The following is a 14,879-nucleotide window of genomic DNA, read 5'->3' as shown; positions in this document are numbered from 1 at the left end:
TCAGTTGAACCCCGTCGCCTTGTCCGTGTTGTCGTTCTGCGGAGGCGGGGCGGGTTGGCGAGGCCCGCAAGCCGGTGCCCGAGGGCGCCGGCTTGCGGAGCTGCCGGCCGCTCATGCGAAATCCGCATGGGCGGCCTCGATGCATCAGCCGTAGACCGGGAAACGCTTGGTCAGGGCTGCCGCCTGCTCGCGCACGCTGGCGATATTGGCGGCGTCGTGCGGGTTGTCCAGCACATCGGCGATCAGGTTGCCGACGATGCGGGCTTCTTCTTCCTTGAAGCCGCGCGTGGTCATGGCCGGCGAGCCCAGGCGGATGCCCGAGGTCACGAACGGCTTTTCCGGATCGTTGGGGATGGCGTTCTTGTTGACGGTGATATGCGCCTCGCCCAGGATGCGCTCGGCTTCCTTGCCGGTGATGTTCTTGGCGCGCAGGTCGACCAGCATCACGTGGCTTTCGGTGCGGCCCGAGACGATGCGCAGGCCGCGCGCGATCAGGGTCTCGGCCAGCACGGCGGCATTCTTCACCACTTGCTGCTGGTATTCCTTGAACTCAGGCGTCAGCGCTTCCTTGAACGCAACCGCCTTGCCGGCGATCACGTGCATCAGCGGGCCGCCCTGGATGCCGGGGAAGATGGCCGAGTTGATGGCCTTCTCGTGCTCGGCCTTCATCAGGATCACGCCGCCGCGCGGGCCGCGCAGGCTCTTGTGCGTGGTGGTGGTGACAAAGTCGGCGTGGGGCACCGGGTTGGGGTAGACGCCCGCGGCGATCAGGCCGGCGTAGTGGGCCATGTCGACCATGAAGTAAGCGCCGATCGACTTGGCAACCTTGCCGATGCGCTCGAAGTCGATGCGCAGGGCGAAGGCCGAGGCGCCGGCGATGATCAGCTTGGGCTTCTTCTCTTGCGCCAGCTTTTCCAGCGCGTCGTAGTCGATGTCTTCCTGGGCGTTCAGGCCGTAGCTGACCACGTTGAACCACTTGCCGCTCATGTTCAGGGCCATGCCGTGGGTCAGGTGGCCGCCCTCGGCCAGGCTCATGCCCATGATGGTGTCGCCCGGCTTGAGTACGGCGAAGTACACGCCCTGGTTGGCCTGCGAGCCCGAGTTGGGCTGCACGTTGGCGGCTTCGGCGCCGAACAGCTGCTTGACGCGGTCAATGGCCAACTGCTCGACCACGTCGACGTACTCGCAACCGCCGTAGTAGCGCTTGCCGGGATAGCCCTCGGCGTACTTGTTGGTCAGCTGCGAACCCTGGGCGGCCATCACGGCCGGCGAGGTGTAGTTCTCGGAGGCGATCAGCTCGATGTGGTCTTCCTGGCGCTGGTTCTCCTGCTGGATGGCGGCAAAGACCTCGGGGTCGATCTGGTCGATCGTAAAACGGCTGCGTTCGAACATGGCGAAACTCGTCTGAAAAATAGGGAATCCGATTCACGCATCGGGGGTAGGGCGCGCGGGGAAGGCTAGCGGCGACCAGCACCGGCGGCACGTTGTAACCGTCGGTGCAGGGCGCACCCTGCTTCCCATTCGCTGCCCAGGCGAGCGGCAGGCGCAAGCAACTTCACGCCTAGGCGTGCTGAACGTTACGCGAACGCGCAATGAACGTCACGCCAGAGAACTTGCGCTTCCTCGTGGTAGTGCCCACTGACTTCGCCAGTCGCGCAAGATGGAATGGTTGCGCGCAGTGTAGCGCGAGGCGGGCGCCCGCCGCAAGCCGTCGGCCCCGCCAGGCAAGCACTGGCAAGGGCTGGCCAGCAACTTGCTGTTGCAAAGTCGTCATGCGGGTTTACACGAAACCGCTAGCGCTCTCCGTTACAATCGCGGCCATGACAAACTTTGTCTGGACCCTGCGGGTGTACTGGGAAGACACCGACGCGGGCGGCGTAGTGTTCTACGCCAACTACCTGAAGTTCTTCGAGCGCGCCCGCACCGAGTGGCTGCGTGCGCTCGGCATCGAGCAGCAGTCGCTCGCCGACGAGGCGGGCGTGGTCTTTATCGTCCGCAGCACGGCGGTGGACTACAATGCGCCCGCCCGGCTGGATGACCAGCTCGAGATCCGCACGCGCATCGACCGGGTCGGCCCGGCGTCGGTCCAGTTCACCCAGGAAGCCTGGCGTGGCGAGCTGATGCTGGCCTCCGGCGCGATCCGTGTTGGGTGTGTCGATCGAAGCACTTTCCGTCCCGCCCCGATTCCCGACCCCGTTCTAGCTACCATCAAGTCCGCACGATGAATCCCGTGACCGTCACGCAAGACATGTCGATCGTAACGCTGGTGCTCCACGCCAGCCTGCTGGCACAGGCCGTCATGGTGCTGTTGCTCGTCATGTCGCTGTTTTCGTGGACCTATATCTTCCGCAAGCACCTGGCGCTGCGCTCGGCGCGCACCCAGACCGAGGGGTTCGAACGCGACTTCTGGGCCGGTGGCGACCTGCAGGCGCTATATAACAGTGCCGTCAACAACCGCCACAACACCGGCGCGCTGGAGCGGATCTTTGAATCCGGCATGGGCGAGTTCCTGAAGGCGCGCGAGCGCGGCAACGAAGCCGGCGCGCTGCTCGATGCGGCCCGGCGCGCGATGCGCGCGGCCTACCAGCGCGAGATGGATGTGCTGGAATCGCATCTGCCGTTCCTGGCGTCGGTGGGTTCGGTGAGCCCGTATATCGGCCTGTTCGGCACGGTCTGGGGGATCATGAACGCTTTCCGCGGTCTGTCGAATGTGCAGCAGGCGACGCTCGCATCGGTGGCCCCCGGTATCGCCGAGGCACTGGTGGCGACCGCGATCGGCCTGTTCGCGGCCATTCCTGCGGTGATCGCCTACAACCGCTACGCCACGGAGATCGACCGCCTGGCGATCCGGTTCGAGAGCTTCATGGAAGAGTTCCTGAACATCCTGCAACGGCAGGCACGCTAACTGCACACGTACCGAATCTAATCCAGACGGTCCGGGCGCAAGCCCGGGCCGGCGTTTCCAGGAGTCCTGCAATGGCAGCCATTCAGCGCCGCGGCGGCTCGCGCCGCCGGGCCAGCGCCGAGATCAATGTCGTGCCGTATATCGACGTCATGCTCGTGCTGCTGGTCATCTTCATGGTGGCGGCGCCGATCGTGAGCCCCGCCACCGTCGACCTGCCCACCGTGGCCAACGCCACGCCGCAGCAGAAGGCGCCGCCGATCGTGGTCACCGTGCACGAGAGCGGCCAGCTCACCGCGCGCGGCAAGGACAACGCCGGCAACTCCTTTGAGCGCAAGCTCGACAAGCAGGGCCTGCTCGACTTCGTGCACCAGCGCCAGAACGAGAATCCCGACCAGCCGGTGGTGATTGCCGCCGACCGCGCGGTCAAGTACGAGGCGGTGCTGGACGTGATGTCGATCCTGAAAGCCGACGGCATCAAGCGCGTCGGCCTGATGGTCAAGTCCAAGACCTCCTGACGCATTGAAGCGCCTATCTGATTGCCGTTGCGCCTGATGAAGACCGTCGCCGCCTATCCCTACCAGCCGGTCAAGGAGCGGGGAACCCTGCGTTCCTTCCTGTTCGCGCTCTTCATGCACATGCTGCTGGCCGTCGTGCTGTACTACGGCGTGCGCTTGCAGAGCAGCACCCCCGTCGGCGCCGAGGCCGAGCTGTGGGAAGAGATTCCGGCCGCCACCGCGCCCCCGCCGCCGCCACCGGAGCCGGTGGTGCAGCCGCGCCCGGCCCCGCCGCTGCCCGAGGTGAAGAGCAAGGTCGAGGACGACGCCGACATCGCGCTGGAACGCCAGAAGCGCCGTGCCGAGGCGGCAGCGCGCGAAGAGGCCGAGCGCAAGCAGGTGGCTGCCCGCAAGGAAGCCGAGCGTAAAGAGGCGGAACGCAAGGAAGCCGAGCGCAAGGAAGCGGAGCAGCGCGAGGCCGAGCGCAGGGAAGCCCAGCGCAAGGACGACGCGAAGAAGAAGGCTGCGCAGCAGGAACAGCAGCGCAAGGAACAGGCCGAGCGCAAGGAAGCAGAACGCAAGGAAGCGGACGCCAAGGCCAAGGCCCAGGCGGACGCCAAGGCCAAGGCTGACGCCGAGACCAAGGCCAAAGCCAAGGCGGACGCCGACGCCAAGGCCAAGCGCGAGGCTGCGGCCAATGCCCAGCGCAAGAGCGAGCTGGCGCGCCTGCAGGCGCTGGCCGGCGGCTCCGGCGCGGGCGGTGGCGGCGTGGGCAATACCGCCGGCGCCGGTGCCGGCGGCGGTGGCAAGGCGTCGCCGGGCTATGCCGACCGCGTGCGCCGCCGCGTCAAGCCGAATATCGTCTTTACCGAGGACGTGCCGGGCAACCCGACCGCGGTGGTGTCGGTGCAGCTGGCACCGGATGGTTCGCTGCTGTCGGCGCGGCTGTCCAAGTCCAGCGGCAACTCGGGCTGGGATAATGCCGTGCTGCGCGCGGTGGAACGTTCCGACCCGCTGCCGCGTGATGAGAACGGCAAGGCGCCGGCCAGTTTCACCATTACCTTCCGGCCGAAGGACTGAGTGGCCTGGGCGGCATGATTTGCAACATAATGCAACCTTCATCGCCGGGTCTTGGTCCCAGCGCTAGCATGACAGGTTGCCTGACGCGGCCGGCAGTGTGCAATACGCACGCAGACGGGGCATGCGCCACGCGCTGCAATGCCGCATTTGCCCGTGTTGCCGATTGCCTGCCGTGCCCGACGAAACTTGAAATCGACTGAGGAGCAGCATGCGAAAGCTTTGGGCCCCCAACTGGCTGTCCGCGAGGCGGCACAACGCAACCCAACCCGAATCCCAACGCGCTATCGGCCCGGTCCCCCTGGCCGGCCGCCGCGCGCTGATGGCCTGGCTGGCCGCCGCGATGACGATGGCAGCCGGCGCCGCGCACGCGCAACTCAACGTTGAGATCTCCGGGGTCGGTTCCAGCCAGATCCCGGTTGCGACCGCCAACTTCCAGGGCGAGGCCCAGGCCCCGCAGAACCTGACCGCAATCATCCGCGCCGACCTGGCGCGCAGCGGGCGCTTGCGCAATGTCGATCCGGGCGGCGCCACGGTGGCGGAATCCGCCAATGTCGACCTGGGCAGCTGGAAATCGCGCGGCGCCGATGCCTTCGTCGCCGGCAGCGTGACCCCGGCCGCCGGCGGCAAGTATGAGGTCCGCTTCCGCCTGTACGACACCGTCAAGGGCCAGAGCCTGGGCGGGCTGGCCTTTACCGTCAACCAGTCCCAGCTGCGCGTGACCGCGCACAAGATCGCCGACTACATCTATGAAAAGCTGCTGGGCGAGCGCGGTGTGTTCGCCACGCGCCTGTCCTACGTGTCGAAGGTGGGCGGCCGCTACCAGCTGCTGATTTCCGACTCGGACGGCCAGAACGCGCAGGTGGCGCTGACCAGCAACGAGCCGATCATCTCGCCGTCGTGGTCGCCGGACGGCGCGCGCGTGGCCTATGTCTCGTTCGAGGCCAAGAAGCCGGTGGTGTATGTGCACGACCTGGCCAGCGGCAAGCGCACGCTGGTGTCGAACCAGAAGGGCAACAACAGCGCGCCGTCGTGGTCGCCTGACGGCCGCTACCTGGCGCTGGCGCTGTCGCGAGACGGCAATACCCAGGTCTACCAGGTCAATGCCGACGGCTCCGGCATCCGCCGCCTGAGCCGCAGCAGCGCCATCGACACCGAGCCGCAGTATTCTCCGGACGGCAAGAGCATCTACTTCACCAGCGACCGCGGCGGTGCGCCGCAGGTCTACCGCATGCCCGCTTCCGGCGAGGAAGGTGGCGGTGCGCAACGTGTCACCTTCAAGGGCAGCTACAACGTGAGCCCGCGTATTTCGCCGGACGGCAAGTACCTGGCGTACATCTCGCGCGCGGGCGGCTTCAAGCTGCAGCTGCAGGACCTGAGCAACGGCGACGTGACGTCGCTGACCGATACGGCCAACGACGAAGCGCCCAGCTTTGCCGCCAACGGCAAGTACATCCTCTATGCCACCCGCGTGGGCGGTCGCGCGGTGCTGGCGGCGGTTTCCACTGACGGGCGTACCCGGCAGGTTCTGTCCCTCCAGTCCGGCGATGTTCGCGAGCCGTCCTGGGGTCCTTTCATGCAATAACAGGAGTCATTCACCATGCCCCAACTGATGAGCAAAACCCTTGCCGTTGCCGCACTGCTGGCCCTTGGCGCCTGCAGCTCCGGCGTCAAGCTGGACGACACCGCCAAGGCCGGCGCCGGCGCCGGCACCGGTGGCGATCCGCGCGCCGTGACCCCGGTGACGGCCGCCGATCCGCTGAACGATCCGAACAGCCCGCTGGCCAAGCGCAGCGTGTACTTCGACTTCGACAGCTACTCGGTCAAGTCCGACTACCAGGGCATGCTGGGCGAGCACGCCAAGTACCTGGGCTCGAACAAGGGCCGCAAGATCCTGATCCAGGGCAACACCGACGAACGCGGCACCAGCGAGTACAACCTGGCGCTGGGCCAGAAGCGCGCCGAAGCCGTGCGCCGCTCGCTGGCCTCGATGGGTGTGCCCGACACCCAGATGGAAGCCGTGAGCCTGGGCAAGGAAAAGCCCAAGGCCGCCGGCCATGATGAAGCCTCGTGGGCCGAAAACCGCCGCGCGGACATCAACTACTGATCTGCGGATAGCCATCCATGAAAGCACGCGTTTCCACCTTGTTGTGGCTCGCCGCCGTCGCCGGCGGCGGCATGCTGCCGCTGTCGCAGGCGCATGCCGGAGTGTTCGACGATGACGAGGCGCGCAAGGCGGTCATCACCCTGCGCGACCAGTTCAACGGTTTCCAGGCGACCGCGACGCAGCGTATCGAGCAGAACAGCCGCACCACGATCGACATGCAGAACCAGCTCGAGGGCCTGCGCCAGGAAGTGGCGCGGCTGCGCGGCCAGAACGAAGTGCTGCAGAACACGGTGGACGCGCTGCAGAAGCAGCAGAAGGACTACTACGCCGACCTGGACGCGCGCCTGAAGAAATTCGAGCCGCAGCAGGTCACCGTCGAAGGCCGCGAAGGCCTGTCGCAGCCGGGCGAAAAGCCCGAATACGATGCCGCGCTCAAGCAGTTCCAGGCGGGCGACTTCAAGAGCGCCGGGAGTTCGTTCTCGGCCTTCGTCAAGAAGTACCCGCAGAGCCCGTACGTGCCGCTGGCGCAGTACTGGCTTGGCAATTCGCTGTATGCGCAGCGCGACTACAAAGGCTCCACCTCGGTGCTGCAGACCATGATCAATAACAACCCGACGCATCCCAAGGTGCCGGACGCGATGATCGCGGTCGCCAACAACCAGCTCGAGTCCGGCCAGAAGGCGGCCGCGCGCAAGACGCTGGAGCAGGTGGTGGCCAAGTATCCGGGCACCGAAGGCGCGCAGGCGGCCAGCAACCGGCTGAAGACGTTGAAGTAACACCGGAAGCGGCCGGCACGCCCGGTCCTGTCTGCAAGGCCCGCTTTGGCGGGCCTTTTTCTTGGGTCGCGTTAAAATATGCGATTCGCCTGAATCTTTTGCGCGCCCAGACGGCGCGCTCCCGATCATGACCCAACGCGCCATCGTCCTGCTGTCCGGCGGACTCGACTCCGCCACCGTACTCGCCATGGCCCGTGCCCAGGGCTTCGAGACCTATGCGCTGTCGATGCGCTATGGCCAGCGCCACTCCTCTGAACTGGAAGCCGCCAAGCGCGTGGCGGCCGCGCTGGGCGCCACCCGCCACGAGATCATCGACCTGGACCTGCGCCGCTTCGGCGGCTCGGCGCTGACCGACGACACGCTGGCGGTGCCGACCGACGGCGCTTCCGACGGCATCCCAGTCACCTACGTGCCGGCGCGCAACACCATCATGCTGTCGCTGGCGCTCGGCTGGGCCGAGGCCGTCGGCGGACGCGACCTGTTCTTTGGAGCCAACGCGGTCGACTACTCCGGTTACCCGGACTGCCGCCCGGAATACGTCGCGGCCTATGAAACGCTGGCCAACCTCGCCACCAAGGCCGGGGTCGAGGGCGACCGCTTCCGCGTGCATGCGCCCATCATCGACATGACCAAGGGCGAGATCATCCGCGCCGGCATCGCGCTGGGGGTGGACTACAGCCTGACGGTGTCGTGCTACCAGGCCGACGACGACGGCCGCGCCTGCGGCGTGTGCGATTCGTGCCGCATCCGCCGGGCCGGCTTTGAAGCCGCCGGTGTGCCCGATCCGACCCGCTACCAGGCCGCTGCCTGATCACCAGCCGACGTCCACGCCCCCACATGCCTGAAATCGACCTCGCCGCGCTCTCGCGCACCGTGCTGCTGAGCACGTTCGTCCTGACCTTCCTGTTTGGCGCCGTGCTGCAGCGCACGCACTTCTGCACCATGGGGGCGGTCTCCGACATCGTCAACATGGGCGACTGGAGCCGCATGCGCATGTGGGTGCTGGCGATCGGCGTGGCCATGATCGGCACCGGCGTGCTGGCCTGGACTGGCGCGATCGACCCCACCAAGACCATCTACACCGCGAGCAAGCTGGGCTGGCTGTCGGCGCTCGCGGGCGGGCTGATGTTCGGCTTCGGCATGGTGCTGGCATCGGGCTGCGGCAGCAAGACGCTGGTGCGCATCGGCGCCGGCAACCTGAAGTCGCTGGTGGTCTTTGTCTTCCTGGGCCTGTCGGCCTACATGACGCTGCGCGGGCTGTTCGGCGTGGTGCGCGTGAATACCGTCGACGCGGTGGCGCTGACGCTGCCCACCACGCAAGACCTGCCGTCCGTGCTGGCGCAGGGCACGGGGCTCGCGCGCGGCGCGCTGCAGCTGGGCCTGGGCCTGGCGCTGGGCGGCGTGCTGGTGCTGTGGGCGCTGGCGGGCCGCGGCTTCCGCTCGTTTGACAACCTACTTGGCGGCATCGGCGTCGGGCTGATCATCGTGGCAATGTGGTATGTCTCGGGCCACCTCGGCTACGTGGCCGAAGACCCCAACACGCTTGAGGAACTGTTCGTCTCGACCAACAGCGGCCGCATGGAAAGCCTGAGCTTTGTCGCCCCCTATGCCTACACGCTCGACTGGCTGATGATGTTCAGCGACAAGAGCAAGGTGGCGACGGTCGGCATCGTCAGTGTGTTCGGTGTGATCGCCGGCGCGGCGGCCTATGCCCTGGCCACGCGCACGTTCCGCTGGGAAGGCTTCGGCAATGCCGAGGACGTCGCCAACCACATGGTCGGCGGCATCCTGATGGGTGCGGGCGGCGTGACCGCGCTGGGCTGCACGGTCGGGCAGGGCCTGTCGGGCGTGTCGACGCTGGCGCTTGGCTCGTTTATCGCGCTGGCTGGTATCCTGGCCGGTGCAGTGCTGGCATTCCGCTACCAGATATGGCGTCTGGAGCGCATGGCCTGAGGCGCGTGCTTGACACATCGAGAGCCGCATTACTATAATCGCGGTTCTGTTTTTTCGGGTCGTTAGCTCAGTCGGTAGAGCAGCGGACTTTTAATCCGTTGGTCGCGTGTTCGAGTCACGCACGACCCACCAGTATTACGAAGGGCCTGTGGCGCAAGTCACAGGCCCTTTTTGCGTCTGGCATGCCCCGCTAGAGGGGGATGCATTAACTAGTTCGAGGTAGAGACTTGGGCCTGCCTGCGCAGCACAATGGGTCAGCCGCGGCGTATTGACCGCGGTCCATCAGAACGGCCGCGAGACACGGCCCACCAACAAGACCCTATGCGGCGAGCAGGCGTTTCCTTGCCGGCCAGCGGGCACGTGCTGCGCATTATCTGGCCGTTCGTACCGGTGGTCGTTGCGCTGGCGTTGTTCAGCATCGCCAGCCTGGACCTGTTGTCGGCCGCGCGCGCCTTTGTCGCGGGCGAGAGCCAGTGGTCCAAGGGCCAGAAGAACGCCGTGCTGCACCTGCTGCGCTACGGCGAGGATCGCGATCCGGCGGATTTCGAGGCATACCTGGAGTCGATCGCGATTCCGCTGGGCGACCATCGCGCGCGCCTGGAGCTCGACCGCGACGAGCCTGACCTGGAGCGCATCCATGAAGGGCTCCTTGCCGGCGGCAACCATCCCGAAGACATTCCGCGGATGGTGCGGCTCTACCGGAATTTCCGCCATATCCAGGAGGTCGATGCAGCGATCCGCGTGTGGGCCGCGGGCGACATCGAGATCGCTGCCCTGCACGAACAGGCGCTGACCCTGCGCCGGCTGACCCGCCAGCCCGGCTGCGGGGACGATTGCGTGGCGCCGGTGCTGCGCAACATTGCGCAGATCGACGCCAGGCTGACGCCGCTGGAGCGGGCCTTTTCGGACCATCTGGGCCAGGCCTCGCGCCGCGTGACGCGGCTGCTGACCACCGGCAGCGCGGTGATGGCGGCAGCGCTGCTGATGTCCGCGATCCTGCTGTCGGTGGCGCCGCTGCGGCGCGAGCGCCGGCTGCGCGAGGCGCTGGCGCAGCGCGAAGAGCAGTTGCAGCTGGCGGTGGAGGGCAGCAACGACGGCCTATGGGACTGGCATCTCGGCCGCGGCGAGCTGTACTTCTCGCCGCGCTGCGCGCAGATGCTGGGCTACCAGGATGCCGAGCTGCCGCATGCGCGCGAAACCGTGCTGGGCCTGCTGCATCCTTCCGAGCTGGCCGCCTTTGAGGCCAAGCTGGCCCACCATCTGCGCAGCGGCGAGCCCTATGACGCCGAATTCCGCCTGCGCAACCGCGCCGGCGATTACCTGTGGGTGCGCGCCCGCGGCCGGCTGGTGCGCGGGGCGGGGCGCCGGCGCGCGCGCATGGCGGGGTCGCTCACGGACATTTCCGACCACAAACGCTACGAGACCCAGCTCTTTGCCGAGAAGGAGCGCGCCCAGGTCACGCTGCAGGCCATCGGCGACGCGGTGGTGACGGCCGATGTGTGGGGGCGCGTGGAGTCGCTCAACCCCGCGGCCGAGGCACTGACCGGCTGGCGCGAAGCCGACGCCCGCGGCCTGCCGCTGAGCAGCGTCTGCGTGCTGCGCGACGAGGAAAGCCTGGCGCCGCTGCCCGATATTGTCACGCTGGCGCTGCGCCAGCGCTGGCGCAGCCGGTCGGCGCAGCTGGTGCAGCGCGATGGGTCCGGGCTGCCCGGACAGGTGCTAGCGGTCAAGCCATCGGTGGCGCTGATCCGCGACCGTGCCGCGCAGGCCATCGGCGTGGTGGTGGTGCTGCACGATATCAGCCAGGAACGCGCCCATGCGGCGCGGCTGGCGTACGAGGCTAGCCACGATGCGCTGACCGGCCTGGTCAACCGCGCCGAGTTCGAGCGCCGGCTGGACGCGGCGATCACGCGGGGACGGGTGCAGGGCACCACCCATACGCTGATGTACCTGGACCTGGACCAGTTCAAGGTGGTCAACGACACCTGCGGCCATGCCGCCGGCGACGAGCTGATCCGGCAGATGGCGGAGGTCATGCGCAGCCAGCTGCGCCGCAGCGACACGCTGGCCCGGCTGGGCGGCGACGAGTTCGGCGTGCTGCTGGAGCATTGCGGCACCGCCGATGGCGAACGCGTGGCCGAGGCCTTGCGCCACGCCATTGCCTGTTTCCGCTTTGCGCATCGCCAGCGCACCTTCACGCTGGGCGTCAGCATCGGCCTGGTCACGCTGGACCGCCAGGCCGTCAACGTAGCCGAGGCGTTGAGCGCGGCCGACGCGGCCTGCTACGTGGCCAAGGAAGGCGGGCGCAACCGCGTGCAGGTCTACCATCCGCTGGACAGCGTGGTGCAGGCGCGCCATGGCGAGATGGAGTGGGTCAGCCGCGTGCATGCGGCGCTGGCGGCTGGCCGCTTCTGCCTGTACTCGCAGGAGATCGTGCCGGCGCACGATGGCGCGTTGCCGCAGACGGGCCGCCATGTGGAACTGCTGCTGCGCATGGTCGATGAACGTGGCCGGCTGGTGCCGCCGATGGCCTTCGTGCCGGCCTGCGAGCGCTACAACCTGATGCCGATGATCGACCGCTGGGTGGTCGAGACCGCGTTTGCCACGCTGGCGGGACGGCAGGCGGAGATTGCCACCTGCGCGATCAACCTGTCAGGCTCGTCGCTGGCGGACCTCCAGTTTCCCGATTTCGTGCGCGAGCAGGCGCAGCGCTTAGGCATCGCGCTGGACGGCATCTGCTTCGAGATCACGGAAACCGCGGCGATCTCCAACCTGGCGCAGGCCGGCGCGTTCATCCTGCAGCTGCAGCAGCTGGGCTGCAAGTTTGCGCTGGATGACTTCGGCGCGGGCATGTCGTCGTTCACCTACCTGAAGCACCTGCCTGCGGCCTACCTGAAGATCGACGGCAGCTTCGTGCGCGACATGCTGGCCGACCCGGTCAACCTGGTGATGGTGGAGGTGATCCAGCGCATCGGCCACGCCATGGGCAAGCAGACCATTGCGGAATTCGTTGAGAGCGAGGCCATGCTCGAACGGCTGCGCGAGCTGGGCGTGGACCTGGTGCAGGGCTACCACATTGCGCAGCCGGTGTCGTTTGCCCCGGCGGATCCCAAGGCCGGCGACCGGCCGGCGCTGGCGCTGGCGGGCTGAGCCGCCAGGCCCGGCCGTGGGTCAGGGAACGAGCGGGTCGCGGAAGCCGGTATCGGCGCCGGGCGGGGTGCCAGCCGGCGCGGGCGTCGGCGCGGTTGCGGGCGGCACGGCCTGGTGCCTGGCCTCGCGCCAGGTGTTGTACACCCAGTAGGCGGCGCCGGCTGCCAGGCCGACCTTGGACAGCTTCCAGGTCCAGCGCAGCACCGGCGTGCGCTTGACCAGCGGCAGCGCCAGCGTCAATACGGTGCTCAGCAGCGGGTAGTCCTTGGTCATGCCGACCACTTTCATCCACGACCCCGGGCGGGCGATGCGCGGCAGCCAGTGGCCGATAGTGCCCAGGCGGTGCGCGCCACCGCGCACCTCGTGCAGGGCCTGCAGGCAGTCGTAGCGTTCCAGCGCGGCGCGGGTCAGCAGCAGTTCCTTGCGCACCGCCAGCGGCAGGCGCACCTCTTGCGTGAACCGGGCCCGCCGCGGGTGATCGCGGTGGTTGTGTCCGGCAGCGCTGTCGTCGGGTTCCAGGGGGCTCATCGGCGCAGGATCTCCCGGTCTTTGTCGATTTCGGCGAGCGTGGCCTCAAGCATCGGCGGGGCGTTGCGCACCAGGTTGCGTGCGTACGCCAGGCAAATCGCGCACAGCACCAGGTAGAAGACCGTCAGTGCGCCCAGCGCCTGCCAGCGGTAGGTGTCCCAGAACAGGATGGCGATCAGCCCGGTCAGGGTGACCAGCCCGATGCCAAAGAACACCAGGCCGAAGCAGGCCAGCAGCGCGACCTTCATCAGGCGCGTGCGTTCCTCGGCAAGCTCCACGCTGGCGAGTTCGAGGCGGGTCTGGATCATTGCCACCAGCGAGCCGGCCAGGTTGCGCACGGATTCGAGGAACTTGGGGGAAGGGGGGGATTCGCTCATGCGGCTCCGGCGTGAAAGAGCGGCGCGACGGCGTGGCCGTACGCGCCTTTCCAGCAGGCGGGCCGGGTGTGGCGGCATGGTGTGTCGCCAGCCCCGGCCACTGGCAACCCGATGACCGGGTTGCCGCTCAGGCGCGGCACACCAGCACGCCGCGCCGGGTTGGAATCGCTTACTTGCGGTTCAGCAGCAGACCGATCAGCAGGCCTACGCCGGCCGCCACGCCCACGGCGCGCCACGGGTGGTCATGCACGTAGTCGTCGGTGGCGCGTGCCGCGGCCTTGCTCTTGGTCACGACGGCGTCTTGCAGGTCCTGGGCCTTTTCCTTGGCTTGCTTGAGCAGGCCCATGCCACGCTCGCGCAGTTCGGCGGCCTTTTCCCCGGTGGTCGAGGCGGCTTGCTTCAGCAGTTCCTCGGCGTCGGACAGAACGGTCTTGACATCGCTCATCAGTTTCTCCTGTTTGCGGGCGGATGGTTCGGTTTGTGCGGATTCTGACATTTTCTACGCTCCGAGGCTAACGGCATTTGTCGGTCTGATACTTAGCATATGTGGCGGGCGGCCGTGGTTTCAAGGCTGCAAGCCAGTGCGCGCGCCGCTTCGGTGCCTAGTATTGTCAGCATGCCGGAAAGCAAGCGTGATGAATGTCAGAAAATGTCTATATGACTTCGAGTGATTTTGTAGTGACTTTATATTCGTTTGGGTTGGATATCAATCCGGATACTCTGGTTCCACCCCGAAATCAGGAGAACAGAACATGGCTTTGCGTCTTGGCGATATCGCCCCGGACTTCGAGCAGGATTCGAGCGAAGGCCGCATCGGCTTCCATGCGTGGCTTGGCGACAGCTGGGGCGTGCTGTTCTCGCACCCGGCCGACTACACCCCAGTGTGCACCACGGAACTGGGCCTGACCGCGAAGCTAAAGGAGGAATTCGCACGCCGCGGCGTCAAGGCGATCGCGTTGTCGGTGGACAACGTGGACTCGCACCGCGGCTGGATCCAGGATATCAACGAGACCCAGTCGACCCAGGTCAATTTCCCGATCCTGGCCGATGGCGACCGCAAGGTGTCGCAGCTCTACGACATGATCCACCCGAACGCGAACGAGACCCTGACGGTGCGCTCGCTGTTCATCATCGACCCGAAGAAGAAGGTGCGCCTGATCATCACCTATCCGGCCAGCACCGGGCGCAATTTCAACGAGATCCTGCGCGTGATCGACTCGCTGCAGCTGACCGACAACCACAGCGTGGCCACGCCGGGCAACTGGCAGGACGGTGACGACGTGGTGATCGTGCCCTCGCTGAAGGACGAGGCGGTGATCCGAGAGAAATTCCCCAAGGGCTACCAGGCGGTGCGGCCGTACCTGCGCCTGACGCCACAACCCAACAAATGAACGCCGGGCCCCCCCCCGCCCGGGGGGGGGGGGGGGGCCGGCGTGAACGACAGGTGTTTTATCGACGGGGGCAGCCTCGTCGTCTCCTTGGTAGTGTGCTTGGCCCGGCTTTGCAGCCGGG

At 67.0% G+C, this 14,879-nt stretch carries 15 protein-coding genes, 1 tRNA gene and 1 riboswitch; of the genes, 12 read left to right on the top strand and 4 right to left on the bottom strand.

Going from position 1 to position 14,879, the window contains the following annotated elements; all coding sequences use genetic code 11:
- Positions 1-144: 144 nt before the first annotated feature.
- Positions 145-1,392: a serine hydroxymethyltransferase gene (gene glyA, locus CF68_RS17590; protein WP_035821072.1), complete on the bottom strand. Its 1,248-nt coding sequence runs from the start codon at positions 1,390-1,392 to the stop codon at positions 145-147.
- Between the two features lie 127 nt (positions 1,393-1,519).
- Positions 1,520-1,665: riboswitch (ZMP/ZTP riboswitch) on the bottom strand.
- A gap of 155 nt (positions 1,666-1,820) precedes the next feature.
- Between glyA and ybgC the strand changes: the two genes are divergently transcribed.
- The 11 genes from ybgC to CF68_RS17535 all read left to right on the top strand — a co-directional run bounded on the left by ybgC (position 1,821) and on the right by CF68_RS17535 (position 12,462).
- The gene (gene ybgC, locus CF68_RS17585; RefSeq protein ID WP_010813741.1) at positions 1,821-2,225 is read left to right on the top strand and encodes a tol-pal system-associated acyl-CoA thioesterase; all 405 of its coding nucleotides are present in this window, start codon (positions 1,821-1,823) and stop codon (positions 2,223-2,225) included.
- Entirely contained in the window at positions 2,222-2,905 is a 684-nt protein-coding gene (gene tolQ, locus CF68_RS17580) for a protein TolQ (RefSeq protein WP_035821070.1), read from the top strand. The genes ybgC and tolQ overlap by 4 nt, the downstream gene beginning before the upstream one ends.
- A gap of 71 nt (positions 2,906-2,976) precedes the next feature.
- Positions 2,977-3,420, top strand: coding sequence for a protein TolR (gene tolR, locus CF68_RS17575; protein ID WP_035821068.1), 444 nt, complete (start codon positions 2,977-2,979; stop codon positions 3,418-3,420).
- Positions 3,421-3,456: 36 nt separating this feature from the next.
- Positions 3,457-4,479, top strand: a complete 1,023-nt coding sequence (gene tolA, locus CF68_RS17570) for a cell envelope integrity protein TolA (protein ID WP_051591570.1) — start codon at positions 3,457-3,459, stop codon at positions 4,477-4,479.
- A gap of 208 nt (positions 4,480-4,687) precedes the next feature.
- A complete protein-coding gene (gene tolB / locus CF68_RS17565) occupies positions 4,688-6,061 on the top strand; it encodes a Tol-Pal system beta propeller repeat protein TolB (protein ID WP_035821064.1) in 1,374 nt (457 codons plus the stop codon).
- 15 nt (positions 6,062-6,076) lie between these two features.
- A complete protein-coding gene (pal, locus tag CF68_RS17560; RefSeq protein WP_035821062.1) occupies positions 6,077-6,583 on the top strand; it encodes a peptidoglycan-associated lipoprotein Pal in 507 nt (168 codons plus the stop codon).
- A 17-nt stretch (positions 6,584-6,600) separates the two neighbouring features.
- The gene (ybgF, locus tag CF68_RS17555) at positions 6,601-7,359 is read left to right on the top strand and encodes a tol-pal system protein YbgF (RefSeq protein WP_035821060.1); all 759 of its coding nucleotides are present in this window, start codon (positions 6,601-6,603) and stop codon (positions 7,357-7,359) included.
- 127 nt (positions 7,360-7,486) lie between these two features.
- The gene (gene queC / locus CF68_RS17550; RefSeq protein ID WP_035821058.1) at positions 7,487-8,170 is read left to right on the top strand and encodes a 7-cyano-7-deazaguanine synthase QueC; all 684 of its coding nucleotides are present in this window, start codon (positions 7,487-7,489) and stop codon (positions 8,168-8,170) included.
- Positions 8,171-8,196: 26 nt separating this feature from the next.
- A complete protein-coding gene (locus CF68_RS17545) occupies positions 8,197-9,312 on the top strand; it encodes a YeeE/YedE family protein (RefSeq protein WP_013957622.1) in 1,116 nt (371 codons plus the stop codon).
- A 56-nt stretch (positions 9,313-9,368) separates the two neighbouring features.
- A tRNA-Lys gene (locus CF68_RS17540) sits at positions 9,369-9,444 on the top strand.
- Between the two features lie 117 nt (positions 9,445-9,561).
- On the top strand, positions 9,562-12,462 hold the full coding sequence (locus tag CF68_RS17535; protein ID WP_035821056.1) for an EAL domain-containing protein: 2,901 nt from the start codon (positions 9,562-9,564) through the stop codon (positions 12,460-12,462).
- Between the two features lie 21 nt (positions 12,463-12,483).
- On the opposite strand, the gene CF68_RS17530 is transcribed toward CF68_RS17535, so the two are convergent.
- The 3 genes from CF68_RS17530 to CF68_RS17520 form a co-directional block, all read right to left on the bottom strand.
- Entirely contained in the window at positions 12,484-12,990 is a 507-nt protein-coding gene (locus CF68_RS17530) for a DUF3318 domain-containing protein (RefSeq protein WP_035821054.1), read from the bottom strand.
- Entirely contained in the window at positions 12,987-13,367 is a 381-nt protein-coding gene (locus CF68_RS17525; protein WP_035821052.1) for a phage holin family protein, read from the bottom strand. Before CF68_RS17525 ends, CF68_RS17530 begins: the two co-directional genes overlap by 4 nt.
- A 169-nt stretch (positions 13,368-13,536) precedes the next feature.
- The gene (locus tag CF68_RS17520; RefSeq protein WP_340526281.1) at positions 13,537-13,863 is read right to left on the bottom strand and encodes a YqjD family protein; all 327 of its coding nucleotides are present in this window, start codon (positions 13,861-13,863) and stop codon (positions 13,537-13,539) included.
- Positions 13,864-14,119: 256 nt separating this feature from the next.
- On the opposite strand from CF68_RS17520, the gene CF68_RS17515 reads away from it, so the two are divergent.
- The gene (locus tag CF68_RS17515) at positions 14,120-14,758 is read left to right on the top strand and encodes a peroxiredoxin (protein ID WP_035821049.1); all 639 of its coding nucleotides are present in this window, start codon (positions 14,120-14,122) and stop codon (positions 14,756-14,758) included.
- Positions 14,759-14,879 lie beyond the last annotated feature (121 nt).

The organism is Cupriavidus sp. SK-4 (assembly GCF_000611125.1).
GTDB lineage: Bacteria > Pseudomonadota > Gammaproteobacteria > Burkholderiales > Burkholderiaceae > Cupriavidus > Cupriavidus necator.
The sequence above is the reverse complement of the archived record's forward strand: the minus strand, read 5'-3'. Positions and strand labels throughout refer to the sequence as shown.

Bases quoted from the DNA above. Each gene is read 5' to 3' on its own strand.
- glyA (WP_035821072.1), bottom strand. From the start codon at position 1,392: ATGTTCGAACGCAGCCGTTTTACGATCGACCAGATCGACCCCGAGGTC.
- tolA (WP_051591570.1), top strand. From the start codon at position 3,457: ATGAAGACCGTCGCCGCCTATCCCTACCAGCCGGTCAAGGAGCGGGGA.
- pal (WP_035821062.1), top strand. From the start codon at position 6,077: ATGCCCCAACTGATGAGCAAAACCCTTGCCGTTGCCGCACTGCTGGCC.
- queC (WP_035821058.1), top strand. From the start codon at position 7,487: ATGACCCAACGCGCCATCGTCCTGCTGTCCGGCGGACTCGACTCCGCC.
- tolQ (WP_035821070.1), top strand. From the start codon at position 2,222: ATGAATCCCGTGACCGTCACGCAAGACATGTCGATCGTAACGCTGGTG.
- tolB (WP_035821064.1), top strand. From the start codon at position 4,688: ATGCGAAAGCTTTGGGCCCCCAACTGGCTGTCCGCGAGGCGGCACAAC.
- CF68_RS17515 (WP_035821049.1), top strand. From the start codon at position 14,120: ATGGCTTTGCGTCTTGGCGATATCGCCCCGGACTTCGAGCAGGATTCG.
- CF68_RS17520 (WP_340526281.1), bottom strand. From the start codon at position 13,863: ATGTCAGAATCCGCACAAACCGAACCATCCGCCCGCAAACAGGAGAAA.
- CF68_RS17525 (WP_035821052.1), bottom strand. From the start codon at position 13,367: ATGAGCGAATCCCCCCCTTCCCCCAAGTTCCTCGAATCCGTGCGCAAC.
- ybgF (WP_035821060.1), top strand. From the start codon at position 6,601: ATGAAAGCACGCGTTTCCACCTTGTTGTGGCTCGCCGCCGTCGCCGGC.
- ybgC (WP_010813741.1), top strand. From the start codon at position 1,821: ATGACAAACTTTGTCTGGACCCTGCGGGTGTACTGGGAAGACACCGAC.
- CF68_RS17530 (WP_035821054.1), bottom strand. From the start codon at position 12,990: ATGAGCCCCCTGGAACCCGACGACAGCGCTGCCGGACACAACCACCGC.
- CF68_RS17535 (WP_035821056.1), top strand. From the start codon at position 9,562: ATGGGTCAGCCGCGGCGTATTGACCGCGGTCCATCAGAACGGCCGCGA.
- tolR (WP_035821068.1), top strand. From the start codon at position 2,977: ATGGCAGCCATTCAGCGCCGCGGCGGCTCGCGCCGCCGGGCCAGCGCC.
- CF68_RS17545 (WP_013957622.1), top strand. From the start codon at position 8,197: ATGCCTGAAATCGACCTCGCCGCGCTCTCGCGCACCGTGCTGCTGAGC.